This window comes from Pseudomonas sp. ADAK13 (genome assembly GCF_012935715.1).
GTDB lineage: Bacteria > Pseudomonadota > Gammaproteobacteria > Pseudomonadales > Pseudomonadaceae > Aquipseudomonas.
This window is the reverse complement of record NZ_CP052860.1, coordinates 3,659,337-3,684,520: the sequence shown is the minus strand read 5'-3', so window position 1 is coordinate 3,684,520 and position 25,184 is coordinate 3,659,337. Positions and strand designations below refer to the sequence as shown.

Genomic DNA, 25,184 nt, shown 5'->3' with positions numbered 1-25,184 from the left:
GTTGTTGATGCTCTCTAGTTATTGTCATTACCAGCCGCCCGAGGCGCCACCGCCGCCAAAACCACCGCCGCCGCCCCTGAAACCACCACCGCCACCGCCGCCTCCCCCGCCGCCACGGCCACTGCTGCTGAGAATCGCCAGCAGGATAGCGCCAACGGGCAGGCCCATGCGATTGCATAGCCACAACACCGCCAGCAGCAGGATAAACAGGCCGAAGGAAATACCGGGGTTTTGCGTGGCGAAGTTAGCCTCGGACACATGCGCCGGCACCGCCAGCGGATCGCCGCCCACCACCTGCAGCATCGCCGCCACACCGTCGCTGATGCCCTTGCTGTAGTTGCCCGCCTTGAACGCCGGGGCAATCACCTGGTTGATGATCACCCAGGACTGCGCGTCCGTGAGTACGCCTTCGAGGCCGTAACCCACTTCAATACGGATCTTGCGCTCATCCCGGGCGACGATCAGCAAAGCGCCGTTGTCCTTGCCCTTCTGGCCGATGCCCCAGGCGCGGCCCAGTTGATAACCGAAGTCTTCAATGGGCACGCCTTGCAGGTCGGGCACGGTGACCACCACGATCTGGTCACCGCTGGTCTGCTCCAGCGCCTGCAATTGCTGGGTCAGCTGCGCGCGCACGGCCGGGTCGATCATCTGGGCGTTGTCGACCACCCGTCCGGTCAGGGCCGGGAAATTCAGGGCGGCCTGGGCAGTCAGGCTGAAGGCCAGCAGTACCGCCGCCAGCAGCCAAGCACGCTTGCCCATCAGAATTTCACTTGCGGCGCTTTATCGGCATCGGCACTGGTGGCCTCGAAGTTGGCGCGGATCGGCAAATCGCTGTACATCACGCTGTGCCACAGGCGGCCAGGGAAGGTGCGGATCTCGGTGTTGTAGGCCTGCACCGCCTGGATAAAGTCGCGGCGGGCTACGCTGATGCGGTTTTCGGTGCCTTCAAGCTGGGACTGCAGGGCCAGGAAGTTCTGGTTGGCCTTCAGGTCCGGGTAACGCTCGGACACCACCATCAAGCGGCTGAGTGCACCGCTCAAGCCGTCCTGGGCTTGCTGGAACTGCTTGAGTTTTTCCGGGTTGTCGAGGGTGCTGGCGTCCACCTGGATCGAGGTGGCCTTGGCCCGCGCTTCGATCACGGCGGTCAGGGTGTCCTGTTCATGGGCGGCGTAGCCCTTCACCACTTCCACCAGGTTGGGGATCAGGTCGGCGCGCCGCTGGTACTGGTTCTGCACCTGGGCCCAGGCGGCCTTGGCCTGTTCGTCCAGGGTCGGGATCTTGTTGATGCCGCAACCGCTCAGCACGGTGCTCACCAGTATCAATGCCACGGCCTTCCAGCCCCAACGGTAACCTTGTGCTGCTTGCATGGTGTTTCTCCTGCCAAACCTATGAAATATACCGACTGACGCGTTAGCTACGGGCTTAGGGCATAATCCGCCACCACCCACTGGATTGCATCGGGCCAATCAGCTAAAAGATGCCCAGCGCCAATAAGAGTTCAGAAGTGTGCTGCATTTATCTGAACAACACCCGAACAACAATAGACGCTCTCCGGTCCCGAGGCTGCGAGAAAGGATTTTCATGAAGAAGCTGTGTTTGCTGGGCCTTGTTGTCAGTTTGGCCACTCACTCCGTATTTGCCGAAACAAAGCCCGCAGTACTCAAGGACAAAGACGCCTTCGTCAGCGATCTGCTCAAGCAGATGACCCTCGATGAAAAGATCGGCCAATTGCGCCTGATCAGCATCGGCCCCGAAATGCCCCGCGAGCTGATCCGCAAGGAAATCGCCGCCGGTCGCATCGGCGGTACCTTCAACTCCATCACCCGCCCGGAAAACCGTCCGATGCAGGACGCGGCCATGCGCAGCCGGCTGAAGATCCCGATGTTCTTCGCCTATGACGTGATCCACGGCCACCGCACGATTTTCCCGATCAGCCTGGCCCTGGCCTCCAGCTGGGACATGGACGCCATTGGCCGCTCCGGGCGCATCGCTGCCCAGGAAGCCGCCGCCGACAGCCTCGACATCACCTTTGCACCGATGGTCGACATCTCCCGCGACCCGCGCTGGGGCCGTACCTCCGAAGGGTTTGGCGAAGACACCTACCTGACTTCGCGCATTGCCGAGGTGATGGTCAAGGCCTTCCAGGGCAGCAGCCCCGCCAAGGCCGACAGCATCATGGCCAGCGTCAAGCACTTCGCCCTGTATGGCGCGGTGGAAGGTGGTCGCGACTACAACGTCGTCGACATGAGCCCGGTCAAGATGTACCAGGACTACCTGCCGCCCTACCACGCCGCGATCAAGGCCGGTGCCGGCGGCGTGATGGTTGCGCTGAACTCGATCAACGGCGTGCCTGCCACGGCCAACACCTGGCTGATGAACGATCTGCTGCGCAAGGACTGGGGCTTCAAGGGCCTGGCCGTCAGCGACCATGGCGCGATCTTCGAGCTGATCAAGCACGGCGTGGCCAAGGACGGGCGTGAAGCCGCCAAGCTGGCGATCAAGGCCGGCATCGACATGAGCATGAACGACTCGCTCTACGGCAAGGAGTTGCCCGGCCTGCTGAAATCCGGCGAGATCGAACAGAGCGACATCGACAACGCCGTGCGCGAAGTGCTCGGCGCCAAGTACGACATGGGCCTGTTCGCCGACCCGTACCTGCGCATCGGCAAGGCCGAGGATGACCCGGCCGACACTTACGCCGAAAGCCGCCTGCACCGCAGCGATGCCCGTGACGTAGCGCGCCGCAGCCTGGTGTTGCTGAAAAACCAGAACAACACCCTGCCACTGAAAAAGACCGCGACCATCGCCCTGGTCGGCCCGCTGGCCAAGGCGCCGATCGACATGATGGGCAGTTGGGCCGCTGCCGGCAAACCCGCGCAATCGGTGACCCTGCTGGACGGCCTGAACGCCGTGATCGGTGAAAAAGGCAAAGTGATCTACGCCCGTGGCGCCAACATCACCAACGACAAGAAAGTGGTCGATTACCTCAACTTCCTGAACTTCGATGCCCCGGAAGTGGTGGATGACACGCGCTCGTCACAGGCGATGATCGATGAAGCGGTGAAAGCCGCCAAAGACGCCGACGTGGTCGTGGCGGCCGTGGGCGAGTCCCGTGGCATGTCCCACGAATCATCGAGCCGTACCGACCTGAACATCCCGCAAAGCCAGCGTGACCTGATCAAGGCGCTGAAAGCCACCGGCAAACCGCTGGTGCTGGTCTTGATGAACGGTCGTCCGCTGTCGATTGTCGACGAGAACGAACAGGCTGACGCGATCCTCGAAACCTGGTTCGCCGGTACCGAAGGCGGCAACGCAATCGCAGACGTGCTGTTCGGCGACTACAACCCGTCGGGCAAGCTGCCCATCACATTCCCGCGTTCGGTGGGGCAGATTCCGACCTACTACAACCACCTGAGCATTGGCCGGCCGTTCACCCCCGGCAAGCCGGGCAACTACACCTCACAGTACTTCGATGACACCACCGGGCCGTTGTTTCCGTTTGGTTATGGCCTGAGCTACACCAGCTTCAGCCTGTCGGACATGGCGCTGTCGTCCACCACCCTGAACAAGACCGGCAAGCTCGACGCCACCGTCGTGGTGAAAAACACCGGCAAGGTCGATGGCGAGACCGTGGTGCAGCTGTACATCCAGGACGTGGCCGGCTCGATGATCCGACCGGTGAAGGAATTGAAGAACTTCCAGAAGATCATGCTCAAGGCGGGCGAAGAGCGTGCCGTGCACTTCACCATCACCGAGGAAGACTTGAAGTTCTACAACACCCAGCTGAAATTCGCGGCTGAGCCGGGCGAGTTCAATGTGCAGATTGGGTTGGATTCCCAGGATGTGAAGCAGCAGAGCTTCGAACTGCTTTGATCTAAAGCTGTAAACGCGGTCAGTGTGGGAGCTGGCTTGTGTGGGAGCCGGGCTTGCCCGCGATTGCATCACCTCGGTGTATCTGAAGTACCGAGGTGTCTGCATCGCAGGCAAGCCAGCTCCCACACAAGCCCGCTCCCACATTTGATTGGGGTGTTCTGGTTAGCCGCGGCGGTCCAGCAGGTTAACCACCAACCGGTCAATCCACCCCCACACCCGCTGTTTCACCCGCCGCCACAAGGGCCGCGATTGCCACGCCTCCAGGCTCACCGCCTGGCTTTGGGCAAAGTCCCGCTCGAAACTCCCCGCCACCGCCAGCGTCAGCTCCGGGTCCAACGCTTCCAGATTTGCCTCCAGGTTGAAGCGCAAATTCCAGTGGTCGAAGTTGCACGAGCCGATGCTCACCCAATCGTCCACCAGCACCATTTTCAGGTGCAGGAAGCACGGCTGATACTCGAAAATCTGCACCCCCGACTTGAGCAGGCGCGGGTAGTAACGGTGCCCGGCATACCGCACCGACGGGTGATCGGTGCGCGGCCCGGTCAGCAGCAAGCGCACATCCACCCCGCGCCCCGCCGCCCGGCGCAGGGCCCGGCGAACGCTCCAGGTCGGCAGGAAATACGGCGTGGCCAGCCAGATACGCCGGTGGCCGCTGTTCAGCGCGCGGATCAGCGATTGCAAAATATCTCGGTGCTGGCGGGCGTCGGCGTAGGCCACACGCCCCAACCCCGGCCCGGTGGCCGGCACCTTGGGCAAGCGTGGCAGGCCAAAATGCGTGGCTGGTTTCCACGCCCGACGATCATCATTGGCCAGCCATTGGCGATCAAACAACGCCTGCCAATCCAGCACCAGCGGGCCGCAGATTTGCACCATCACTTCGTGCCAGTCGGCGGCGTCTTCCCCGGGCGTCCAGAATTCATCCGTCACACCCGTGCCGCCGACCACGGCGATGGTCTGGTCGATCAGCAACAGCTTGCGGTGGTCCCGATAGAGGTTGCGCATCCAGCGGCGCCAGCTCAGGCGGTTGTAGAAACGCAGGTCCACCCCGGCCTCGACCAACCGCCGACGCAGGCCCAGGGTAAAGGCCAGGCTGCCGTAGTCATCGAACAGGCAACGCACCCGCACGCCCCGCTCAGCGGCAGCGACCAGCGCCTGAACCATCGCCTCGGCACACGCCCCCGCTTCCACCAGATACAGCTCCAGCGCAACCTGTTGCTCGGCCTGGGCGATGCCTTCCAGCATGCGCGGAAAGAAACTCGGACCGTCGATCATCAACTCGAATCGGTTGGCGCTGCGCCACGGGAACACTGCGCCGCTCATGTCAGCGCGCCGTGAAAATCAGTACCGCACCCACCGGTACCGACAGGCTGATCTGCGACAGCCCGGCGGCCTTGCGCAACGCGGCCACGCCCGGCAGCAAATCGAAATCCTCAGCGTGCACCACCAACGGCTCCAGGGTCACCACTTGAAAGCGCCGGTCATCCAGGCGCGTGGCCAACAACTCGGCGCTATAGGTTTGGGTCTTGCCGTGCAACGTCACCGACAGCGGCAGGCGCAGCTCGTATTGCGCGCCGGGGGCCAGGTCGTTGATGGGTTGCAGGTTGATCTGCGCGTTGATCACGGCGTCGGGGAAGGACTTGATCTCGAACAGGTCATTGCGCATGCGTTCATCGCGCAGCGGGATGCCGCTGTTGATCGACTCCAGTTCGACTTCCAGCTGCGCCGCGCCCTTGCTGTCGACCTTGCCGTGCAGCACCAGAAAGCGCTGCACTTCGGCGATATCAGTGTTTTTGGTGGTGACGAACGACAGGCGCGAGGACTCGTTGTCCAGGTACCAGTCGGCGTGGGCAGGCACGGTGGCAGCGGCCAGCAGCAGGAAGGCCATGGGTTTGAACAGGGGCATAAAGACTCGTGGGGCAAAAAACCTGCACGAACCTTAAGCGCAATGTAACGAGCGGCGCAAATCCAATGTGGGAGCTGGCTTGTGTGGGAGATGTATTTCAGGCCAACGCCTGCTGCACATCGCGAATGGTCGACTCCAGGCTGGCCAGGTGCAGGCTCAACACCCGCTCCACCGGTGCCTGATCCATCGGCCAATGCAGCGCCATGCTGCCCACCAATCGTCCGTTGGCCCGCACCGGCAAGGCCACGGCGCGAATCAGGAACGGCAGGCGCACCGGGTATTCCCAGTAGCCCTCGGTGCGCTGGCCAAACCCTTGGTGCTGGGATTGTTCACACGCCCGGTATTGGTCGTCTTCTGCCACCCGCTCACGGCCGGCCAGGCGCTGCACTTCATCCGCCGACAATTGCGACAGGCACGCCTTGCCCATGGCCGAGTGAAACAGGCTGGCGTGCTGGCCGACGATCTGGCAGTTGTTCGGGTAGAGCTTGCGCAGCACCGTGGGGATCGCGCTTTCCATCACCTCCAGGCGTTCACCGTCGAAGCTCGACAGGTCCACCACCAGGCCGGTGCGCTCGCTGAGGTCCAGCAACCAGGGCGCAGCACTTTCCACCAACTGGCGCTTGAAGCGTTGCTGGGTGTCGCCAAACAGGCGTCGGGCCCGCAGGCGGTAACGCCGGTCGCTCAGGCCGCGATAGATCCAGCCCTGCTCCTGCAAGGTCAGCAGCATCCGCGAGACGGTGGCCTTGGGCAGGCGGGTCAGGTAATGCAACTCTTCCAGCCCCAGCGCCTGGTGCTCGCCGAGCAATTCGATGATCGCCAGTGCCCGCCCCACTGAGCGTACGGTTCCCGTCTCGGCGTCGCTGCCCATGTGTCGATCTCCTTGAGGCCAATGGATGATCTGATTTCACAGCAAGATACAGGCCCGTCGCGGCTCAGCCGGTCGGGGCGAGGCACGCGGGCGGTCGTCGCTGCACCCAGCGGGTCAGTTGTTCGTGGGCGTACGCCAGCTGCAACACCGCCCTGTCCGCCTGGGCCGGGCCGATGATTTGCAGGCCCATGGGCAAGCCCTGGGGGTTGAAACCCACCGGCACATTCATGCTCGGCAGGCCGGCCAGTGTGGGACCGATCACCACTTCCATCCAGCGGTGATAGGTGTCCATCTCGCGCCCTGCGACAACGCGCGGCCAGGGTTGTTGTGCATCGAAAGGGAACACTTGGGCGGTGGGCAGCAACAGGAAATCGTAACGTTCGAACAGTTTGCCGAGGGCGCGGTACCAGTCACTGCGGCTGACCGAAGCCTGGTAGACATCGGCCGCGCTCAGTTGCAAACCGCCCTGCACTTCCCATTGCGCTTCGGGCTTGAGCAGCGCGCGTTTTTGCGGGTCGGCGTAGGCTGCGCCGAGGGAGCCCTGGATCAGCCAATGGCGGTGCACTAGCCAGGTTTTCCAGAGGCGTTCCAGAGAGAATTCCGGCTGGCAGTTTTCCACCTCGCAGCCCAGCGCCGCAAAGTCCTTGAGGGCCGACTCACACAGGCTCATCACGCCGTCTTCCATCGGCAGATAACCGTTGTAGTCCCCCAACCAGCCAAGCCGTGTGCCCTTGAAATCGCGCTGCAACGGCTCACTGAACACCGCCGGATCCTCCTTGAGCGACAGCGGCACCCGAGCGTCGTAGCCGGCCTGCACACTCAGCAGCCGCGCCACGTCCGCCACACTGCGGCCCATCGGGCCTTCGGTGCCCAGTTGCTGGATAAACAGTTCCGGCGCCGGCCCATAAGGCACACGGCCCAGTGACGGACGCAGGCCAAACACGTTATTGAACGCCGCCGGGTTACGCAGCGAGCCCATCATGTCGCTGCCATCGGCCACCGGCAGCATGCGCAGAGCCAACGCGACTGCCGCCCCGCCGCTGCTGCCACCGGCCACCAGGCTCGGGTCATAGGCGTTGCCAGTCGTGCCGAACACGCTGTTATAGGTCTGCGAACCCAGGCCGAACTCCGGCACGTTGCTCTTGCCGATGATGATCGCGCCGCTGTCCCGAACCCGTGCCACGCTGATCGCATCGTATTGAGGCATGTGCTCGGCAAACAACGGCGAACCGAGGGTGGTGCGCAACCCCTTGGTGGCCGCCAGGTCCTTGATCGCCTGGGGCATGCCGTGCATCCAGCCACGGGATTGGCCCTGGTCCAGCTCCCGGTCGCGCTGCACCGCTTCGGCCAACACGTCTTCCTCGGAGCGCAACGAGACCAGCGCATTCACCGCCGGGTTGAAGCGTTCGACCTGGGCCAGATACGCCTGCATCACTTCATGGCAGGACACCTGCCCCGCATGGATCGCCCGGGACAGTTCGATGGCATCCAGTTCAACAATACTCAAGGTTTCACCTCGCTGGAAAACGGCGCCGGTCGTTTCGCCCGTGGCGCCTCATGCATGCAGTAAGTGCCCAGCAGCGTCAGGACGCAAGCGAACAGCACATAAAACGCCGGTGCCACCGGTGTGCCCAGCACCTTGCTGAGCCAGGTGACGATCAGCGGCGCAAAACCGCCGAACACCATCACCGCCACGTTGTAGGCCACCGACACCCCGGTAGAGCGTACTTCGATGGGAAACTGCTCGGCCAGGGCCGTCGGCGCCGGGCCGAAAAACCCGCCGATAGCGGTGCACAGCATCACCTGCATCACCAGCAAACGCTCGATGGACGGCGCCGCCGCGACCCACACATACAGCGGGTACACCATCACAAAAAACGCCAGGGTGAACGCCATCAATACCGGGCGCCGCCCCAGCCGATCCGACAGCAGGCCGGACAGCGGAATCACCACGGTCATCAGCGCCACGGCGAACATCTGCACCATCAGCACCTGGTCCAGCGGCAGGCCAAGATTCTTGTGGGCGAAGGTCGGCATGTTCACCAGCACCACGTAGAACGACACCGTCGCGCCACAGGCCAGGCCCATCGACACGAGGATGCTGCGGCGGTGATCGCGGATCACCTCCATCAAGCTCGGCGCAGCGCCTTTGGCCTGTTTGCGCGCCTCGATAAATTCTTCGGGATCTTCCATGTGCCGACGAATCCACAAGCCCACCGGGCCGATCAGCAAGCCGAAGATGAACGGCAGGCGCCAGCCCCACACTTCAAGGGTTTGCGGTTCGAAGAAGTGCGTCACCAACGCCACCATCGCCGCGCCGCCAAACACCGCCAGGCACTGCCCCACCAACTGCCAGGAACCGTACAGGCCCTTGCGATGGGCCGGCGCGCTTTCCACCAGGAACGCCGTGGCGCTGGCATATTCGCCGCCCGTGGCAAAGCCCTGGAGCATGCGCGCAACCACGATCAGCATCGGCGCGCCCATGCCGATGGCGGCGTAGCTGGGAGCAAACGCGATCAGCGCGATGGAAATGGTCATCAGCCGGATGATCAACTGCATCGCGGCCTTGCGACCTTTGCGGTCCGAATACATGCCCAGCAGAATCCCGCCCACCGGGCGCATGAAGAAGCCGACGCCAAAGGTCGCCAAGGCCATCAGCAGCGAGGCGTATTCGTCCTCAGAGGGGAAAAACTGCCGGGCGATGATGCTGGCGAGAAAGCCGTAGACGATAAAGTCATACCATTCGAGCGCATTGCCGATCACGGCCGCCACCACCTGGCGGGTGCGCGATACACCTTGTTTTGTAGCCTGCATGGGAACACTCCATTCAACCTGTTGGGAAAGGGTCCAGCGGCAGAAAAAAGAGGTCGTCAGGCGGGCTTGAGCCAGCTCTCGGCCAGCGCGCCCCAGTAGGCGGCGCCGGTCAACAGGATGTCGTCGTTGAAGTCATAGGCGGGGTTGTGGACCATCGGCCGCGAAACGCCGTTGCCGATAAACAGGTAACTGCCGGGGCAGCGTTGCAGCATCCAGGCGAAGTCTTCGCTGCCCATCAGCTTGTGGGTGTTGCCGTCGACGGCATCTTCACCGAGCAAGGCGACGCCGACCTGGCGGGCGAATTCGGTTTCTTTGGGATGGTTGACCAGCACCGGATACGCCGGCCGATGTTCGATCTGCGCGGTGCACCCGAAACTCGCGGCCTGGGTCAGGATGATCGCCTTGACCCGCTCCAGCATCAACTCACGCACGCTTGCGTCGAGGGCGCGCAGGCTCAGGCGCAACAGCGCCTGCTGGGGAATCACGTTGGCCGCCTGGCCCGCTTGCAGGGCACCGACGGTGACTACGGCGGCTTCCTGGGCATTGATATTGCGCGCCACCACGGTCTGCAACGCCATGACCATACTGGCGGCAGCCACCAGCGGGTCCACCGTCAGGTGCGGCATGGAACCATGGCCGCCGACGCCTTCGAGGGTCACGGTGAGCAGGTCCTGGGACGCCATCATCGGCCCGACCCGCAGGCCCAGATGGCCGGCGGGCAGGCCCGGCATATTGTGCATGCCGAACAATGCGTCGCAGGGAAAACGCTCCAGCAGGCCGTCGGCGAGCATGGCCTCGGCGCCGCCCTGGCCTTCTTCGGCAGGCTGGAAAATCAGGTTCAGGGTGCCGTCGAACTGACGGGTCGCGGCCAGGTAACGGGCGGCGCCCAGCAGCATGGTGGTGTGGCCGTCGTGACCGCAGGCGTGCATACAGCCGGCGTGTTGGCTGCTGTAGCTGGCGCCAGTGTTTTCGATGATCGGCAACGCGTCCATGTCGGCGCGGATGCCCAGCTTGCGTGAACTGCTGCCATTGCGCAGCACACCGACCACGCCGGTCTGGCCGATGCCGGTGTGCACTTCATAGCCCCAGTTTCGCAGGGAGTGCGCCACGAGGGCGGAGGTGCGGTTTTCTTCAAAGCCCAGTTCGGGGTGGGCGTGAATGTCCTGACGCACGGCGTGCAGGTCGCTGGCGACATCGCTCAGCCAATCCAGGATGTGCTGGTGTGGGCTCATGGTGATTCTCCTCGCAGGCGGGTGTTCCCGTTCTTTTTCGTTGCACACCGCCAGATAACCGCGATGCGCGCAGGAGGACAATCAAAGGTGGTTCCACCCTGTGGAACCTCAGCCCGGTGAGATCCTTGTGGCGAGGGGGCTTGTCCCCCGTTGGAGTGCGTAGCGCTCCCGTTTTTTTGGGGCCGCTACGCAGCCCAACGGGGGACAAGCCCCCTCGCCACAGGTTCGGTGTGACTGCATTAGGGCAAGAGGCGGCAGCCCTCGCGCTGGCTCAGCCACTGGGCACTGTGGGTGCGGCCCAGGCCGCTGGCGGTCACCGAGTGTTTTTCCGGGTTATCGGCGAAGGCGCTGGTGGGCACGTATTGCTTCACATACCCCACGCAATAATCAGCGGGATTGCCTTCCACGTACCGGCACGAGCAGTACTCCTTGGCGGTGTAGGCCGCGATGATGTCGGGGAAAGCTTGCAGGTTGACCCGCTCGTGCCAGGCCCAGCCGAGCAACGCGAGCAGCAGCAGAATCAACAGGCTGCTGAAGGGACGACGGCGGATCATGGTTGCACCGCCGCGAGGACGCGCTTGAGGAGTTCATTGTGGCGATAGCTGCCGTCGCGATCATCGCCGTAGCGAACGATCACCAGCTGTTTCTCGGGCATCACGTAGAGCGCCTGGCCCCAGTGACCCAGGGCCGCGAAGGTGTCGGCGGGCGCATCCGGCCAGGGTCTGGCGGCGCCTTGCACCTCGCGGTTGAGCCACCATTGGCCGCCCGGAACGGCTTCGTCCTGACCCGGTTTGTACTTATCGAACGGCTGGCGGTTGAACGCGACCCACTCCTTGGGCAGCACCTGTTGATCGCCCCAGCGACCGTCGCGCTGCATCAGCAGGCCGACGCGCGCCAGGTCGCGGGCGGTGAGATAGGCGTATGAGGAGGCAACGAAGGTTTCGTCGGCGTCGCTTTCCCAGGTGGCGTTGCGGATGCCCAGAGGCTGGAACAGGGCGGTCCACGGGTAGTCGACATAGGCCTTGTGGCCGAGCATGCCCTTTAGGGTGGCGGACAGCAGGTTGCTGTCGCCGCTGGAATAACGGAACGCCTGGCCGGGGGCGCTGAAGGTGCCGGTGTCGGCGGTGAACTCGGCCATGTCGTGGCGGCCGCGGGTGTAGAGCATGGCCACCACCGAGGATTTCAGCGGGGCGTATTCGTAGTCTTCCTGCCAGTCGAGGCCCGAGGCCCAGTGCAACAGGTCGGCCATGGTTACGCTGGGGTGTTGCTTCATCGGCGGGTAAAAGCGTGCGGCGGGGTCGGTGAGTTTGAAGCGGTTTTCGCCGAAGGCCACGCCGAGCACAGTGGCCATCAGGCTTTTGCTGATGGACCAGGTCAGGTGCGGGGTGCTCGCGGTGGTCGGCGCGGCGTAGCGTTCGTAAATGATTTGGCCGTCGCGGATGACCAGCAAGGCGTCGGTGCGGATGCCTTTGCGGGTGGTGTCGTCGCGGGGCGGGAAAGCGTAGTCATCCAGGGCCTGGGCGGCGGGACCGGTGAGTTGCCCGCCTTGGGTCCAGTCTTTGGACGGCCAGGTTTCGGCGTGGGCCGTCAGGGTGAACAGCAGCGCGGCGTAGAGCAGGCCTTTGAACATGGGCTTGGGACTCGGGCATTCAAGCCCGCGAGGCTAGCGGAGGGAAATGACGGTTTTGTTACGGGGCCTTGGGGGTGAGTACATATCCGTTTTTTGGGCGTTGCTGAAATGGGTTCCGCCCTTACGGCGGCTCACTTTTGAAAAGCGCAAAAGTAAGCAAAACGCTCTTGCCCCACCACTCGGCACCTCGCCTAGGCTCGGTGTGCCCTCACTCCGGTACTACTCCGCGGGCCGCCGCGACGGGGCGTCCCTGCCCCGTCGCGGCTAAACCGGCGTCCTGCCGGTTTACCCGCTCCGTACTACCTGCGTTCGGCCAGCGTGGTTTAACGGGGCGCCTAAGATCAAGATCAAAAGCAGATCAACAGCACAGCGGCCTACAGGCCGGCTTGAGTGGTGTGAAGCAAAGGCAAGATCAAAATCTAAAGCGGCCACGGTCCAAATGTGGGAGCTGGCTTGCCTGCGATAGCATCGCCTCGGTGTACCTGAAAGACCGAGTTGTCTGCATCGCAGGCAAGCCAGCTCCCACAGAAAAGCAGAGCCGCAGCAGTTTCAGATTTGGTTTTCGCTTTGGCTTTCGCTTTTGATTTGGCTTCTACCACTCAAGCCGGCCTGTAGGCCGCTGTGCTCTTGCTTTTGATCTTGATCTGACTGCCCCAATAAGCCCGAGGCCGAACGCAGGGATTGAGGAGCGGGTAAACCGGCAGGACGCCGGTTTAGCCGCGACGGGGCAGGGACGCCCCGTCGCGGCGGCCCGCGGAGCAATGCCGGAGTGAGGGAACACCGAGCCTAGGCGAGGTGCCGACAGGCGGGGCAGAGCCCTTTGCTTACTTTGGGGCTTTTCCAAAGTGAGTCGCTGTAAGAGCGAAACCATAGGAGGCCGTTACCGCAACAACGGATATGTACACAACCCCCCAAACCAGCCCCAGACGCCTGTCATCTAAGCGTCACCGTAACTTCATGGAGATGACACCGGCCGTACATAGCCTGAGTTGGCACAAACAAGTCGACCGGCCGCAACCCTGGCCGGCACTCGGAGACTCGCCATGACTCAGATCGCCCGCATCAGCGACACCGGCAATGAACGCCGCCTGCAAGCCGAACGCCTGATCGGCGCCCAGGCTTTGCAGGAAGCCCAAGCCCTGCGGTTCAACGTGTTCAGCGGCGAATTCAACGCCAAGCTGAAAGGCGCGGAACTGGGCCTGGACATGGATGACTATGATGTTCACTGCAGCCACATCGGCGTGCGGGATTTGAACAGCGGTCGACTCGTCGCCACCACCCGTTTGCTCGACCACCAGGCCGCCAGCACCCTGGGCCGCTTCTACAGCGAAGAAGAATTCAGCCTCCACGGCCTGCTGCACCTCAAAGGCCCGATCCTGGAGATCGGCCGCACCTGCGTCGACCCGGCCTACCGCAACGGCGGCACCATCGCGGTGTTATGGGGCGAACTGGCCGAAGTGCTCAACCAGGGCGGCTACAGCTACCTGATGGGCTGCGCGAGCATCCCGATGCACGACGGGGGCATCCAGGCCCATGCGATCATGCAGCGCCTGCGCGAACGCTACCTGTGCAACGAACACCTGCGGGCCGAGCCGAAAAAGCCGCTGCCGGCATTGGACCTGCCGTCCAACGTGATCGCCGAAATGCCGCCCCTGCTCAAGGCCTATATGCGCCTGGGGGCGAAGATTTGCGGCGAGCCGTGCTGGGACGAGGACTTCCAGGTGGCCGACGTGTTTATCCTGCTCAAGCGCGACGAACTGTGCCCGCGTTATGCCCGCCACTTCAAGGCAGCCATGTGATGAGCCGCCTTCGGGTGTACGGGCGGATCGCCCGCGTGCTGGTGGTGGTGGCCCTGGGTTTGAGCATGGCCAGTGTGTTTGGGGTATTTGAACGACTGGGTGTGGCCAACTCGATGGTGCGCCGGCAGCGCTGGTCGCGTTTTTTCATGGCACGGCTGACCAATGCCCTGCCCTTTCGCGTGACCGTTCACGGTGAGTTGCCGCAGCAGTCGATGCTGTGGGTCAGCAACCACGTGTCGTGGACCGATATCCCGCTGCTGGGAATGGTGGCGCCGATGTCGTTCCTGTCCAAGGCCGAGGTGCGTACCTGGCCCGTGGCGGGCTGGTTGGCAGCCAAGGCCGGCAGCCTGTTTATCCGCCGTGGTTCGGGTGACAGCCAGTTGATCCGCAAGCAGATGACCCGCCACCTGGAACAAAAACACCCGCTGTTGATGTTCCCCGAAGGCACCACCACCGATGGCCGAACGTTGCGTACATTCCACGGGCGGTTATTGGCCAGTGCAATTGATGCCGATGTGTCGCTGCAACCGGTGGCGATTCGTTACCTGCGCGATGGCCATATCGACCCGCTGGCACCGTTTATTGGCGATGACGATTTGCTCTCGCACCTGATGCGGTTGTTTGGCAATGACCAGGGCGATGTGGAAATCCATCTGCTCAAGCCGATTGCCTGCGCCGGGCAGGAACGTGCGGCACTGGCGTTCCAGGCGCAGCAGGCGGTGCAGAAAGCGTTGTTTGGTGAAGTGGTGCAGCCGGCAGAACCGCGGCGTGCCGGAACTCTGGCCGCAGCCTAGATGTGCTGCGCGGCAAACACCTGCAACTGCGGGTAAAACACCCGGAAATCCTCGCTCAACGGCTCATACAGCGCCCGCAATTCCTGCATGGCATGGCCCAGTTCTTCGGGCCGTGTCAGGCGCCGGCCGATTCCCGCCAACACCTGTTCCATCACCGTGAACTCGCGGTATGAACCCAGCCAGTCATCCGCCGCCATATATGGCGCAATCTGCGCCAGCCGCCCCGGCAACGCCGGTTCTTCGGCGAGCACCCGGTAAACCCGGGAGGTAAAGCGCTCCAGCGGTTGATCGGCATACAACGCCCAATCCCGCGCCAGGCAGTGGTCGAAAAACACATCGAGGATGATCCCGGCGTAGCGACGTCGGGTGAGGGTGAAGCGCGACAGGGCCTCCCCTATCAGCGGGTGGCTGTCGGTGTAGCGATCGATTGAGCGGTGCAACTGAATCGCCGACTCGATTTGCGGGCTGAACTGGCCTTGCAGGCGACCTTTAACGAAGTCGCCATACAGGCTGCCGAGCAATTGAGCAGGAAGTTGGCCGCCCAGGTGCAGATGTGCGAGATAATTCATGGCGCGCAGTCTAGCACTGCCGTCAACGTATCGTTATAACCCGATATACCGATTTAATCTGGCTTAAGACCAAAATCATATTGGTATATCGGGATATAACGATTTAAGGTTCGCCTCATCGCGATATAACGTTTTACAAACCCGAGCATCACTGCCATGTCCATCGACCTCGACGAAATAATAAAAGCCCTGGCGCACCCAGTACGGCGAGACATCCTCAACTGGCTGAAAGACCCGAAAGTGCAATTCCCCGAGCAGATCCACAACCACGAGCACGGTATTTGCGCCGGGCAGATCGACCAGCGCTGCGGCCTGTCGCAGTCCACCGTGTCGGCGCACCTGGCGAACCTGCAACGGGCGGGGCTGATCAGCAGCCAGAAGGCGGGCCAGTGGCACTTTTTCAAACGCAATGAGGAGGTGATCCAAGCCTTCCTCAAAGCGCTCACCGAAGAACTCAGCACACCGCTGTAACAAGGACCCGACAATGCCTCTCTCGCTACTCATCCTGGCCTTAAGCGCCTTCGCCATCGGTACGACCGAGTTCGTCATCATGGGGCTGTTGCCCGATGTGGCGACCGACCTCGGTGTCTCGATTCCCGGCGCCGGCTGGCTGGTGACCGGTTACGCCCTGGGCGTGGCCATCGGTGCGCCGTTCATGGCACTGGCCACCGCCAAGCTGCCACGCAAGGCCGCCCTGGTAGCGTTGATGGGCATCTTCATCATCGGCAACCTGCTCTGCGCGCTGGCCAGTGACTACAACGTGCTGATGTTTGCCCGTGTGGTCACGGCGCTCTGCCACGGTGCCTTCTTCGGTATCGGTTCGGTGGTTGCGGCCAACCTGGTACCGGCCAACAAGCGTGCTTCAGCCGTGGCATTGATGTTCACCGGTTTGACCCTGGCCAACGTGCTGGGCGTGCCGTTGGGCACTGCGCTGGGCCAGGAAGCCGGCTGGCGCTCGACCTTCTGGGCAGTGACGGTGATTGGGGTGATCGCATTGATCGGCCTGATCCGCTTCCTGCCGGCCAAGCGTGACGAGGAAAAACTCGACATGCGCGCCGAACTGGCCGCCCTCAAGGGTGCCGGGATCTGGTTGTCGCTGAGCATGACTGCGCTGTTCGCCGCCTCGATGTTCACCCTCTTTACCTACGTCGCGCCGCTGCTGGGGGATGTCACCGGTGTTTCGCCCAAAGGCGTGACCTGGACCCTGCTGCTGATCGGCCTGGGCCTGACCGTCGGCAACATCATCGGCGGCAAGCTGGCCGACAAACGCCTGGCCGCCACCCTGATCGGCGTATTTATCAGCATGGCGGTGGTGTCCACGGTACTGACCTGGACCAGCGTCGCCGTGATCCCGACTGAAATCACCCTGTTCCTCTGGGCCACCGCCTCGTTTGCCGCCGTACCGGCGCTGCAAATCAACGTGGTGACCTTCGGCAAGGCTGCGCCCAACCTCGTGTCCACCTTGAACATCGGCGCCTTCAACATCGGCAACGCCCTCGGCGCCTGGGTAGGCGGCAGCGTGATTGCCCATGGTTTCGGCCTGACCAGCGTGCCCCTGGCCGCTGCGGCACTGGCGGTGCTCGCCCTGCTGGTGACCCTGATTACTTTCCGTCAGACCGGCGATGCCGACCTGGCCCCCGCGACCAACTGATCAACTAAAGAGAAGGGTGTTATCCCATGACGACTATTTTCGATCCCATCAAGCTGGGCGACCTGGAACTGTCGAACCGCATCATCATGGCGCCGCTGACCCGCTGCCGTGCCGACGCCGGCCGTGTGCCGAATGCGCTGATGGCCGAGTACTACGTACAACGTGCCTCCGCCGGACTGATCCTCAGCGAAGCCACCTCCGTGACGCCAATGGGCGTGGGTTACCCGGATACCCCGGGCATCTGGTCCAACGACCAGGTGCGCGGCTGGGCCAACGTGACCAAGGCCGTACACGGCGCGGGCGGCAAGATCTTCCTGCAACTGTGGCACGTGGGCCGTATCTCCCATGAGTCGTACCTTGATGGTGAAACCCCGGTCGCGCCAAGTGCCATCCAGCCTAAAGGCCACGTCAGCCTGGTGCGCCCACTGGCCGACTACCCTACCCCGCGCGCCCTGGAAATCGCTGAAATCGCCGACATCGTCGACGCTTACCGCGTAGGCGCCGAGAACGCCAAGGCTGCCGGTTTTGACGGCGTGGAAGTTCACGGCGCAAACGGCTACCTGCTTGACCAGTTCCTGCAAAGCAGCACCAACCAGCGCACTGACAACTATGGCGGCTCCCTGGAAAACCGCGCACGCCTGATGCTCGAAGTGACTGACGCGGTGATTGAAGTGTGGGGCGCCGGCCGTGTAGGTGTGCACCTGGCACCGCGCGCCGACTCCCACGACATGGGCGACGCCAACCTGTCGGAAACCTTCACCTACATCGCCAAGGAACTGGGCAAGCGTGGCATCGCGTTCATCTGCTCCCGTGAAAAGGAAGCGGGCGACAGCCTCGGCCCACAACTGAAAGCAGCCTTCGGCGGTCCTTACATCGCCAACGAACGCTTCACCAAGGACAGCGCCAATGCCTGGCTGGCCTCGGGCAAGGCAGACGCCGTCGCGTTCGGCGTGCCGTTCATCGCCAACCCGGACCTGCCGGCTCGTCTGAAGGCCGATGCTCCGCTGAACGAAGCTCATCCAGAGACGTTCTACGGCAAAGGCCCGGTCGGCTACATCGACTACCCGACCCTGGCCCTGTAATCGGCTGAAACGAAAAAGCCCCGGCTCGCGAGAGCCGGGGCTTTTTTATGGGCCGCAGGAAACATTCCTTCACAGCCTTGCAACAATATTGCTACAAAATACTTAGCCAACTACCTATCAACCACCCGCCAGCCCGTATATAACGTCACCCCATAAATTCAGGGAAAAGGCTGATTGCCCTGCCCTGGCCTTTATTGTTGACACAACTGGTCGCAATTACGCATTTTGTCTTAATTGCGCAGGCCAGGGCTCAAGCGCAGCATGTCCAACGCGATATCGACCCATCGCTCTGCGTCCTGGGCCAACTGAAAACTGTCGGGCACCAGCAGCCATTGGCCGAGAATTCCGTCGATATAGGCGTGCATGCACACAGCGGCACGCACGGTGTCGAGATTCTCCGGAAGCTGCCCGCGATGGACCGCGTTACGCAGGGTCAGCCCGATGCGCAGGTTGCATTCAAGGCTGGCGGTCTGGCGCTGACGGCGCAGATCACACATTTCATCGGTGAATTCGCACTTATGAAACAAAATCTCATTGATGCGCCGGGTCTTCGGGTCCAGGGCCACTTGATGGAACAGATGAATCAGCAGCTTGCGCATGCAACCCAGCGGATCGACCTCGTCCTCGCTCTCACTGGCCCTGGCCAACTCATCCAGCGGCTCGTGCAGCGTATCGAGCATCGCCTGCACCAGGTCGGCCTTGTTGCTGAAATGCCAGTAGATGGCACCGCGCGTCACGCCGGCCAGCGCGGCGATATCCGCCAGCGTGGTACGCGCAACCCCGCGCTCGTAAAAGGCTTGCTCGGCCGCTTCAAGAATCTGGCTGCGCGTTTCCTGAGCTTCCTCTTTGGTACGACGAACCATGGCAGTAAAACCTCAATCAGGACACTTGGGGTGGCCGGAAACGACCATCTGAATAATTGTGGGACGACGCCTTCATGGGCGCCGAACGTACTAGAATCGAGGCTTTGGACGGTGCTTTGTCAACATTCCGCGAAGCCTGTCAAGAGTTTACAAACAACCATGAACGTAAGTATATTGCGTAGCAAGCTACTTATCCACTCAGTGCCTGTTTTTTACCCTTCCACACTTCTTGTGCGCACTCTGCGCGCCTGACCCGAGGATCTTCATGCAACTTAAGCCAGCTGTTACCGCCCTGGTTACTGCCGTCGCCCTGGCATCGCTGCTCAGCGGATGTAAAAAGGAAGAAGCGGCTCCGCCCGCTCAAACCCCTCAGGTCGGCGTGGTCACTATTCAACCTCAAGCCTTCACCCTGACATCCGAGCTGCCAGGCCGCACCACGGCCTACCGCATTGCCGAGGTTCGCCCTCAGGTCAACGGCATCATTCTCAAGCGCCTGTTCAAGGAAGGCGGCGACGTTAAAGAAGGCCAGCAGCTCTATCAGATCGATCCGTCGGTGTATGACGCGTCCCTGAAAAGCGCCCAGGCCAACCTGGCCCAGACCAAATCGATTGCCGATCGCTACAAGCAATTGGTCGATGAGCAAGCGGTCAGCCGTCAGGAATACGACACTGCCGTGTCCAACCGCATGACCTCTGAAGCCAACCTGCAAACGGCCCAGATCAACGTGCGCTACACCAAGGTCTTCGCCCCGATCTCCGGGCGTATCGGCCGTTCTTCGGTGACCGAAGGCGCGCTGGTCAGCAATGGCCAGACCGACGCCATGGCAGTGATCCAGCAACTGGACCCGATCTACGTTGACGTCACGCAGTCCTCCGCCGAGATGCTGAAACTGCGTCGCGACCTGGAAAGCGGCCAACTGGAAAAAGCCGGCGACAATGCGGCCAAGGTCAAGCTGACCCTGGAAGACGGCAGCGACTACGGCGTGGAAGGCAAGCTGGAATTCTCCGAAGTCTCGGTCGACGAAACCACCGGTTCCGTGACCCTGCGCGCCGTGTTCCCGAACCCTGACCACACCCTGCTGCCGGGCATGTTTGTGCACGCGCAATTGCAAGCCGGTGTGAACAGCAAGGCCATCCTGGCACCACAGCAAGGCGTGACCCGCGACCTGAAGGGCATCCCGACCGCGCTGGTGGTGAACAAGGACAACAAGGTCGAGCAGCGCGTACTGGTCGCCAACCGGACTACCGGCGCCTACTGGCTGGTGGAAAAAGGCCTGAACGCCGGTGACCGCGTGATCACCGAAGGCCTGCAATTCATCAAGCCGGGCATCGAAGTCAAGGTCAAGGACGCGGATAACGCCAAGCCCGCCGGTTCCGCTGCTGCTCCTGCTGCCGCTGCTGGTCAAGGGGAGTAATTCATGTCGAAATTTTTTATCGACCGTCCCATTTTCGCCTGGGTAATTGCCCTGGTGATCATGCTGGTCGGGGCACTGTCGATCCTGAAGTTGCCCATCAACCAGTACCCGGCCATTGCGCCAACCGCCATTGATATCCAGGTGACCTACCCGGGCGCGTCTGCACAAACCGTGCAGGACACCGTGGTGCAGGTTATCGAGCAACAGCTCAACGGTATCGACAACCTGCGTTATGTCGCCTCGGACAGTAACTCCGACGGCAGCATGACCATCACCGCGACGTTCAACCAGGGTACCAACCCGGACATCGCCCAGGTTCAGGTACAGAACAAGCTCAACCTGGCGACTCCGCTGCTGCCACAAGAAGTACAGCAGCAAGGTATCCGCGTTACCAAATCGGTGAAGAACTTCCTGATGGTGATCGGTCTGGTGTCGGAAGACGGCAGCATGACCAAGGATGACCTGTCCAACTACATCGTTTCCAACATCCAGGACCCGATTTCCCGGACCGCCGGTGTGGGTGACTTCCAGGTGTTCGGTTCCCAGTACGCCATGCGTATCTGGCTCGACCCGGCCAAGCTGAACAACTACCAGCTGACGCCAGTGGATGTCAGCAACGCCATCCAGGCGCAGAACGTCCAGGTGGCTACCGGCCAATTGGGCGGCCTGCCTGCCCTGCCCGGCACTCAGTTGAACGCCACCATCATCGGCAAGACGCGTCTGCAAACCACTGAAGCGTTCGGCAATATCCTGATGAAGGTCAACTCCGACGGCTCCCAGGTTCGTCTGGGTGACGTTGCGCGTATCGAACTGGGCGGCCAGAACTACAGCATCAGTGCACAGTTCAACGGCAAGCCGGCTTCCGGTATGGCGATCAAGCTGGCAGCCGGTGCCAACGCACTGGACACCGCCAAGGCGATTCGCGAAACGGTTGCGTCCCTCGAACCGTTCTTCCCGCCTGGCATGAAGGCGGTGGTGCCGTATGACACCACCCCGGTGGTGACCGAATCGATCTCCGGTGTGGTTCACACCCTGGTCGAAGCGATCGTACTGGTGTTCCTGGTGATGTTCCTGTTCCTGCAGAACTTCCGCGCCACCATCATCACCACGATGACGGTACCGGTGGTATTGCTGGGTACCTTCGGGATCCTCGCGGCGTTCGGCTTCACCATCAACACCCTGACCATGTTCGGCATGATCCTGGCCATCGGCTTGCTGGTGGACGATGCGATCGTTGTGGTGGAGAACGTCGAGCGGGTAATGGCCGAGGAGCACTTGTCGCCCAAGGAGGCGACGATCAAGTCCATGGGCCAGATCCAGGGTGCCCTGGTGGGTATCGCCCTGGTGCTGTCGGCGGTACTGCTGCCAATGGCGTTCTTCGGGGGTTCCACCGGTGTGATCTACCGGCAGTTCTCCATCACCATTGTTTCGGCGATGGCGTTGTCGGTACTGGTTGCGCTGATCTTCACCCCGGCCTTGTGCGCCACCATGCTCAAGCCGATTGACCCGGAAAAACACGGCCAACCCAAGCGCGGTTTCTTTGGCTGGTTCAACCGTACCTTCGACCGTGGCGTTCTGAGCTACGAGCGCGGCGTCGGTAACATGATCAAGCACAAGTTCCCGGCGTTCCTGGTCTATGTACTGATCCTCGCCGGCATGATCTGGATGTTCACCCGCATTCCAAGCGCGTTCCTCCCAGAGGAAGACCAGGGCGTGATCTTTGCCCAGGTACAAACGCCAGTGGGTTCTTCGGCTGAACGTACGCAGAAAGTCATCGACGATATGCGCGCCTACCTGTTGAACGACAAGGAAGGCGAGCCAGGCGAAGGCAAGGCGGTTAAATCGGTGTTTACCGTAAACGGCTTCAACTTCGCCGGTCGTGGCCAGAGTTCGGGCCTCGCGTTCGTGATGCTCAAGCCGTGGGATGAGCGTGATTCGACCCAGTCGGTATTTGAGGTTGCCAAGCGCGCCCAGGGTTACTTCTTTGGGGCCTTCAAGGACGCCATGGTATTTGCCGTGGTGCCACCGTCGGTACTCGAACTGGGTAACGCCACCGGCTTCGACGTGTTCCTGCAAGACCAGGGCGGCGTCGGCCACCAGAAGTTGATGGACGCGCGTAACCAGTTCCTCGGTGCCGCAGCACAAAGCAAGATCCTGGCGGGCGTGCGCCCCAACGGCGTGAACGATGAGCCGCAGTACGAGCTGACCGTTGACGACGAGAAGGCCAGCGCCCAGGGCATCAGCCTGGCAGACATCCAGCAGACCCTGGCAATTGCCCTGGGTGGCAGCTACATCAACGACTTCATCGACCGTGGTCGTGTGAAGAAGGTGTATGTACAGGGTGACGCCGCCAGCCGGATGTCTCCGGAAGACCTGAGCAAATGGTACGTGCGCAGCACGTCCGGGAAGATGGTGCCCCTGTCGGCCATTTCTTCGGGCAAGTGGATCTTCGGTTCGCCGAAACTCTCGCGCTATAACGGTGTAGCGGCGATGGAAATCCTCGGTACCCCGGCGCCTGGCTACAGTACCGGTGATGCGATGGCGGAAGTCGAACGCATTGCCAAGGACTTGCCAGCCGGTGTCGGCTACTCGTGGACCGGCCTGTCGTACGAAGAACGCCTGTCCGGTTCCCAGGCGCCTGCGCTGTACGCCCTGTCGCTGCTGGTAGTGTTCCTCTGCCTGGCGGCACTGTACGAAAGCTGGTCGATCCCGATTGCGGTAATTCTGGTTGTGCCGCTGGGTGTGATCGGTGCCCTGATCGCCACCAGCCTGCGGGGACTGTCCAACGACGTGTTCTTCCAGGTGGGCCTGTTGGTGACGGTGGGTCTGGCGGCGAAAAACGCCATCCTGATCGTGGAGTTCGCCAAAGAGCTCCACGAACAGGGCAAAGGCATCGTCGAGTCGGCCATCGAGGCATCCCGCATGCGTCTGCGACCGATCATCATGACGTCCATGGCGTTCATGCTCGGCGTACTGCCCCTGGCGATTTCCACCGGTGCCGGCTCAGGTAGCCAGCACGCCATCGGTACGGGCGTAATTGGCGGTATGATCACCGCCACGGTCCTCGCGATCTTCTGGGTACCCCTGTTCTTCGCAACCGTGTCCTCCGCTGGCGAACGTAAAAAGACTGAACCCAAGCAAACTCCTAAAGAGGCTGGCCAATGAGCAAGTCGCTACTTTCCTTAGCTGTCACGGCATTCGTGCTCAGTGGCTGCTCGCTGATCCCGGACTACCAGCGCCCTGAAGCGCCGGTAGCCGCGCAGTTCCCGCAGGGGCCGGCGTATTCGTCGGCCCAGGCGCCGAGCCAGGCCGCTGCCGAGCAAGGCTGGAAGCAGTTTTTCCATGACCCTGCCCTGCAACAGCTGATCCAGACCGCGCTGGTGAACAACCGCGACCTGCGTGTCGCGGCCCTGAACATCGACGCGTATGCCGCGCAGTACCAGATCCAGCGTGCCGACCTGTTCCCGGCGGTTTCGGCCACGGGCAGCGGCAGCCGTTCGCGTACCCCGGCCAAACTGTCGCAGACCGGCGAAGCAGGCATCACCAGCCAATATTCGGCGGGCCTGGGGATCAGCTCTTATGAGCTGGACCTGTTCGGCCGCGTGCGCAGCCTGAGCGAGCAAGCGCTGCAACAATACTTCGCGACCGAAGAAGCCCGTCGCACCACCCAGATCAGCCTGGTGGCCAGCGTGGCCAATGCCTACCTGACCTGGCAGGCCGACAAGGAGCTGCTCAAGCTCACCCAGGACACCCTGGGCGCGTACGAGCAGAGCTTCAAGCTCACCTCCCGCAGCAATGAAGTCGGCGTGGCATCGGCCCTGGACCTGAGCCAGGCCCGTACCTCGGTGGAAAACGCCCGGGTTGCACTGGCGCGTTACACCCGCCAGGTGGCCCAGGACGAAAACAGCCTGACCCTGCTGCTGGGCACCGGCCTGCCGGCGAATATCGTCAGCCGGCCATTGGCGGATGACCTGTTGAGCGAAGTACCGGCCGGCCTGCCGTCGGACCTGCTGCAACGTCGTCCCGACATCCTGCAGGCCGAGTACAACCTCAAGGCGGCCAACGCCAACATCGGCGCGGCACGGGCGGCGTTCTTCCCGAGCATCAGCCTGACCGCCAGCGCCGGTACCGCAAGCCCGACGCTGGGCGGCCTGTTTAAGGGCGGTTCGGGTACCTGGTCGTTCGCACCGCAGATCAACATCCCGATCTTCAACGCCGGCAGCCTGCGCGCCAGCCTGGATTACTCGAAAATCCAGAAAGAGATCAACGTCGCCAACTACGAGAAAGCGATCCAGACCGGCTTCCAGGAAGTCTCCGACGGCCTCGCCGCCCGCGAGACCTACAAGCAGCAACTGGACGCCCAACGTGGCTTCGTCGCGGCCAACCAGGATTACTACCGACTGGCCGAGCGTCGCTACCGCATTGGTGTCGACAGCAACCTGACGTTCCTCGACGCCCAGCGCCAACTGTTCAGTGCCCAGCAGTCGCTGATCACCGACCGTCTGGCGCAGCTCAACAGCGAGGTCAACCTGTACAAGGCCCTCGGTGGTGGCTGGAACGAGCAAACCGCGAAGAATGAACCGTTGAAAGAAGAAGCACCGCCCTTGAAGTTGTTCTGACAGTGGCGCAGTGAACAAAAGCCGCTTCCCTCACAGGAAGCGGTTTTTTTTCGCCCCTGACTTTGCGTTCGAT

Annotated in this window: 21 protein-coding genes; 9 read left to right on the top strand and 12 right to left on the bottom strand. The window is 62.2% G+C overall.

Annotated features, from left to right (window positions below; translation table 11 throughout):
- Positions 1-27 precede the first annotated feature (27 nt).
- Entirely contained in the window at positions 28-759 is a 732-nt protein-coding gene (locus HKK54_RS16970; protein WP_010176646.1) for a TPM domain-containing protein, read from the bottom strand.
- Positions 759-1,367 (bottom strand): LemA family protein, encoded by a 609-nt coding sequence (locus HKK54_RS16965; protein WP_010176647.1) that lies wholly within the window; start codon positions 1,365-1,367, stop codon positions 759-761. Before HKK54_RS16965 ends, HKK54_RS16970 begins: the two co-directional genes overlap by 1 nt.
- Positions 1,368-1,581: 214 nt before the next feature.
- Here HKK54_RS16965 and bglX point away from each other — a divergent pair, with 214 nt between their 5' ends.
- Entirely contained in the window at positions 1,582-3,873 is a 2,292-nt protein-coding gene (gene bglX / locus HKK54_RS16960; protein WP_010176648.1) for a beta-glucosidase BglX, read from the top strand.
- A 162-nt stretch (positions 3,874-4,035) separates the two neighbouring features.
- Here the strand turns inward: bglX and HKK54_RS16955 are convergent, their stop codons facing one another.
- The 8 genes from HKK54_RS16955 to HKK54_RS16920 all read right to left on the bottom strand — a co-directional run bounded on the left by HKK54_RS16955 (position 4,036) and on the right by HKK54_RS16920 (position 12,320).
- A complete protein-coding gene (locus HKK54_RS16955; protein WP_169387280.1) occupies positions 4,036-5,193 on the bottom strand; it encodes a phospholipase D-like domain-containing protein in 1,158 nt (385 codons plus the stop codon).
- 1 nt (position 5,194) lies between these two features.
- Positions 5,195-5,776 (bottom strand): YceI family protein, encoded by a 582-nt coding sequence (locus HKK54_RS16950; protein WP_010176650.1) that lies wholly within the window; start codon positions 5,774-5,776, stop codon positions 5,195-5,197.
- A 97-nt stretch (positions 5,777-5,873) separates the two neighbouring features.
- Positions 5,874-6,644 carry a helix-turn-helix domain-containing protein gene (locus HKK54_RS16945; protein ID WP_010176651.1) on the bottom strand — a complete coding sequence of 257 codons (771 nt, stop codon included), beginning with the start codon at positions 6,642-6,644 and terminating at the stop codon, positions 5,874-5,876.
- Positions 6,645-6,708: 64 nt separating this feature from the next.
- Complete coding sequence (locus HKK54_RS16940; protein WP_169387279.1) at positions 6,709-8,151, bottom strand: amidase; 1,443 nt, start codon at positions 8,149-8,151, stop codon at positions 6,709-6,711.
- On the bottom strand, positions 8,148-9,458 hold the full coding sequence (locus tag HKK54_RS16935) for a citrate-proton symporter (protein ID WP_169387278.1): 1,311 nt from the start codon (positions 9,456-9,458) through the stop codon (positions 8,148-8,150). Before HKK54_RS16935 ends, HKK54_RS16940 begins: the two co-directional genes overlap by 4 nt.
- A gap of 56 nt (positions 9,459-9,514) precedes the next feature.
- Positions 9,515-10,690: a M20 aminoacylase family protein gene (locus tag HKK54_RS16930; RefSeq protein WP_169387277.1), complete on the bottom strand. Its 1,176-nt coding sequence runs from the start codon at positions 10,688-10,690 to the stop codon at positions 9,515-9,517.
- A gap of 239 nt (positions 10,691-10,929) precedes the next feature.
- On the bottom strand, positions 10,930-11,244 hold the full coding sequence (locus HKK54_RS16925) for a hypothetical protein (protein WP_010176655.1): 315 nt from the start codon (positions 11,242-11,244) through the stop codon (positions 10,930-10,932).
- A complete protein-coding gene (locus HKK54_RS16920; RefSeq protein ID WP_169387276.1) occupies positions 11,241-12,320 on the bottom strand; it encodes a serine hydrolase domain-containing protein in 1,080 nt (359 codons plus the stop codon). The genes HKK54_RS16925 and HKK54_RS16920 overlap by 4 nt, the downstream gene beginning before the upstream one ends.
- 1,043 nt (positions 12,321-13,363) lie before the next feature.
- On the opposite strand from HKK54_RS16920, the gene olsB reads away from it, so the two are divergent.
- A complete protein-coding gene (gene olsB / locus HKK54_RS16915) occupies positions 13,364-14,119 on the top strand; it encodes an L-ornithine N(alpha)-acyltransferase (protein ID WP_010176659.1) in 756 nt (251 codons plus the stop codon).
- Positions 14,119-14,913: a lysophospholipid acyltransferase family protein gene (locus HKK54_RS16910; protein ID WP_010176660.1), complete on the top strand. Its 795-nt coding sequence runs from the start codon at positions 14,119-14,121 to the stop codon at positions 14,911-14,913. Before olsB ends, HKK54_RS16910 begins: the two co-directional genes overlap by 1 nt.
- Here the strand turns inward: HKK54_RS16910 and HKK54_RS16905 are convergent.
- Positions 14,910-15,482, bottom strand: coding sequence for an acyl carrier protein phosphodiesterase (locus HKK54_RS16905; protein WP_169387275.1), 573 nt, complete (start codon positions 15,480-15,482; stop codon positions 14,910-14,912). The two genes, HKK54_RS16910 and HKK54_RS16905, sit on opposite strands and share 4 nt — an antisense overlap.
- A gap of 156 nt (positions 15,483-15,638) precedes the next feature.
- Between HKK54_RS16905 and HKK54_RS16900 the strand changes: the two genes are divergently transcribed.
- Genes HKK54_RS16900 through HKK54_RS16890 form a run of 3 tightly spaced genes read left to right on the top strand, consistent with a single transcriptional unit; the run spans position 15,639 to position 18,215 of the window.
- A complete protein-coding gene (locus tag HKK54_RS16900; protein WP_010176662.1) occupies positions 15,639-15,953 on the top strand; it encodes an ArsR/SmtB family transcription factor in 315 nt (104 codons plus the stop codon).
- A gap of 13 nt (positions 15,954-15,966) precedes the next feature.
- Positions 15,967-17,133, top strand: coding sequence for an MFS transporter (locus HKK54_RS16895; protein WP_010176663.1), 1,167 nt, complete (start codon positions 15,967-15,969; stop codon positions 17,131-17,133).
- A 26-nt stretch (positions 17,134-17,159) separates the two neighbouring features.
- Positions 17,160-18,215 carry an alkene reductase gene (locus HKK54_RS16890; protein ID WP_010176664.1) on the top strand — a complete coding sequence of 352 codons (1,056 nt, stop codon included), beginning with the start codon at positions 17,160-17,162 and terminating at the stop codon, positions 18,213-18,215.
- Positions 18,216-18,445: 230 nt separating this feature from the next.
- Here HKK54_RS16890 and HKK54_RS16885 read toward each other — a convergent pair whose 3' ends face one another.
- On the bottom strand, positions 18,446-19,078 hold the full coding sequence (locus HKK54_RS16885) for a TetR family transcriptional regulator (RefSeq protein ID WP_003219798.1): 633 nt from the start codon (positions 19,076-19,078) through the stop codon (positions 18,446-18,448).
- 265 nt (positions 19,079-19,343) lie between these two features.
- Between HKK54_RS16885 and HKK54_RS16880 the strand changes: the two genes are divergently transcribed.
- Genes HKK54_RS16880 through adeC form a run of 3 tightly spaced genes read left to right on the top strand, consistent with a single transcriptional unit; the run spans position 19,344 to position 25,111 of the window.
- Positions 19,344-20,492 carry an efflux RND transporter periplasmic adaptor subunit gene (locus tag HKK54_RS16880; protein WP_010176665.1) on the top strand — a complete coding sequence of 383 codons (1,149 nt, stop codon included), beginning with the start codon at positions 19,344-19,346 and terminating at the stop codon, positions 20,490-20,492.
- Positions 20,493-20,495: 3 nt separating this feature from the next.
- Entirely contained in the window at positions 20,496-23,657 is a 3,162-nt protein-coding gene (locus HKK54_RS16875; protein WP_010176666.1) for an efflux RND transporter permease subunit, read from the top strand.
- Complete coding sequence (gene adeC, locus HKK54_RS16870; RefSeq protein WP_010176667.1) at positions 23,654-25,111, top strand: AdeC/AdeK/OprM family multidrug efflux complex outer membrane factor; 1,458 nt, start codon at positions 23,654-23,656, stop codon at positions 25,109-25,111. Before HKK54_RS16875 ends, adeC begins: the two co-directional genes overlap by 4 nt.
- Positions 25,112-25,184 lie beyond the last annotated feature (73 nt).

Bases quoted from the DNA above. Each gene is read 5' to 3' on its own strand.
- HKK54_RS16970 (WP_010176646.1), bottom strand. From the start codon at position 759: ATGGGCAAGCGTGCTTGGCTGCTGGCGGCGGTACTGCTGGCCTTCAGC.
- HKK54_RS16965 (WP_010176647.1), bottom strand. From the start codon at position 1,367: ATGCAAGCAGCACAAGGTTACCGTTGGGGCTGGAAGGCCGTGGCATTG.
- bglX (WP_010176648.1), top strand. From the start codon at position 1,582: ATGAAGAAGCTGTGTTTGCTGGGCCTTGTTGTCAGTTTGGCCACTCAC.
- HKK54_RS16955 (WP_169387280.1), bottom strand. From the start codon at position 5,193: ATGAGCGGCGCAGTGTTCCCGTGGCGCAGCGCCAACCGATTCGAGTTG.
- HKK54_RS16950 (WP_010176650.1), bottom strand. From the start codon at position 5,776: ATGCCCCTGTTCAAACCCATGGCCTTCCTGCTGCTGGCCGCTGCCACC.
- HKK54_RS16945 (WP_010176651.1), bottom strand. From the start codon at position 6,644: ATGGGCAGCGACGCCGAGACGGGAACCGTACGCTCAGTGGGGCGGGCA.
- HKK54_RS16935 (WP_169387278.1), bottom strand. From the start codon at position 9,458: ATGCAGGCTACAAAACAAGGTGTATCGCGCACCCGCCAGGTGGTGGCG.
- HKK54_RS16930 (WP_169387277.1), bottom strand. From the start codon at position 10,690: ATGAGCCCACACCAGCACATCCTGGATTGGCTGAGCGATGTCGCCAGC.
- HKK54_RS16925 (WP_010176655.1), bottom strand. From the start codon at position 11,244: ATGATCCGCCGTCGTCCCTTCAGCAGCCTGTTGATTCTGCTGCTGCTC.
- HKK54_RS16920 (WP_169387276.1), bottom strand. From the start codon at position 12,320: ATGTTCAAAGGCCTGCTCTACGCCGCGCTGCTGTTCACCCTGACGGCC.
- olsB (WP_010176659.1), top strand. From the start codon at position 13,364: ATGACTCAGATCGCCCGCATCAGCGACACCGGCAATGAACGCCGCCTG.
- HKK54_RS16910 (WP_010176660.1), top strand. From the start codon at position 14,119: ATGAGCCGCCTTCGGGTGTACGGGCGGATCGCCCGCGTGCTGGTGGTG.
- HKK54_RS16905 (WP_169387275.1), bottom strand. From the start codon at position 15,482: ATGAATTATCTCGCACATCTGCACCTGGGCGGCCAACTTCCTGCTCAA.
- HKK54_RS16900 (WP_010176662.1), top strand. From the start codon at position 15,639: ATGTCCATCGACCTCGACGAAATAATAAAAGCCCTGGCGCACCCAGTA.
- HKK54_RS16895 (WP_010176663.1), top strand. From the start codon at position 15,967: ATGCCTCTCTCGCTACTCATCCTGGCCTTAAGCGCCTTCGCCATCGGT.
- HKK54_RS16890 (WP_010176664.1), top strand. From the start codon at position 17,160: ATGACGACTATTTTCGATCCCATCAAGCTGGGCGACCTGGAACTGTCG.
- HKK54_RS16885 (WP_003219798.1), bottom strand. From the start codon at position 19,078: ATGGTTCGTCGTACCAAAGAGGAAGCTCAGGAAACGCGCAGCCAGATT.
- HKK54_RS16880 (WP_010176665.1), top strand. From the start codon at position 19,344: ATGCAACTTAAGCCAGCTGTTACCGCCCTGGTTACTGCCGTCGCCCTG.
- HKK54_RS16875 (WP_010176666.1), top strand. From the start codon at position 20,496: ATGTCGAAATTTTTTATCGACCGTCCCATTTTCGCCTGGGTAATTGCC.
- adeC (WP_010176667.1), top strand. From the start codon at position 23,654: ATGAGCAAGTCGCTACTTTCCTTAGCTGTCACGGCATTCGTGCTCAGT.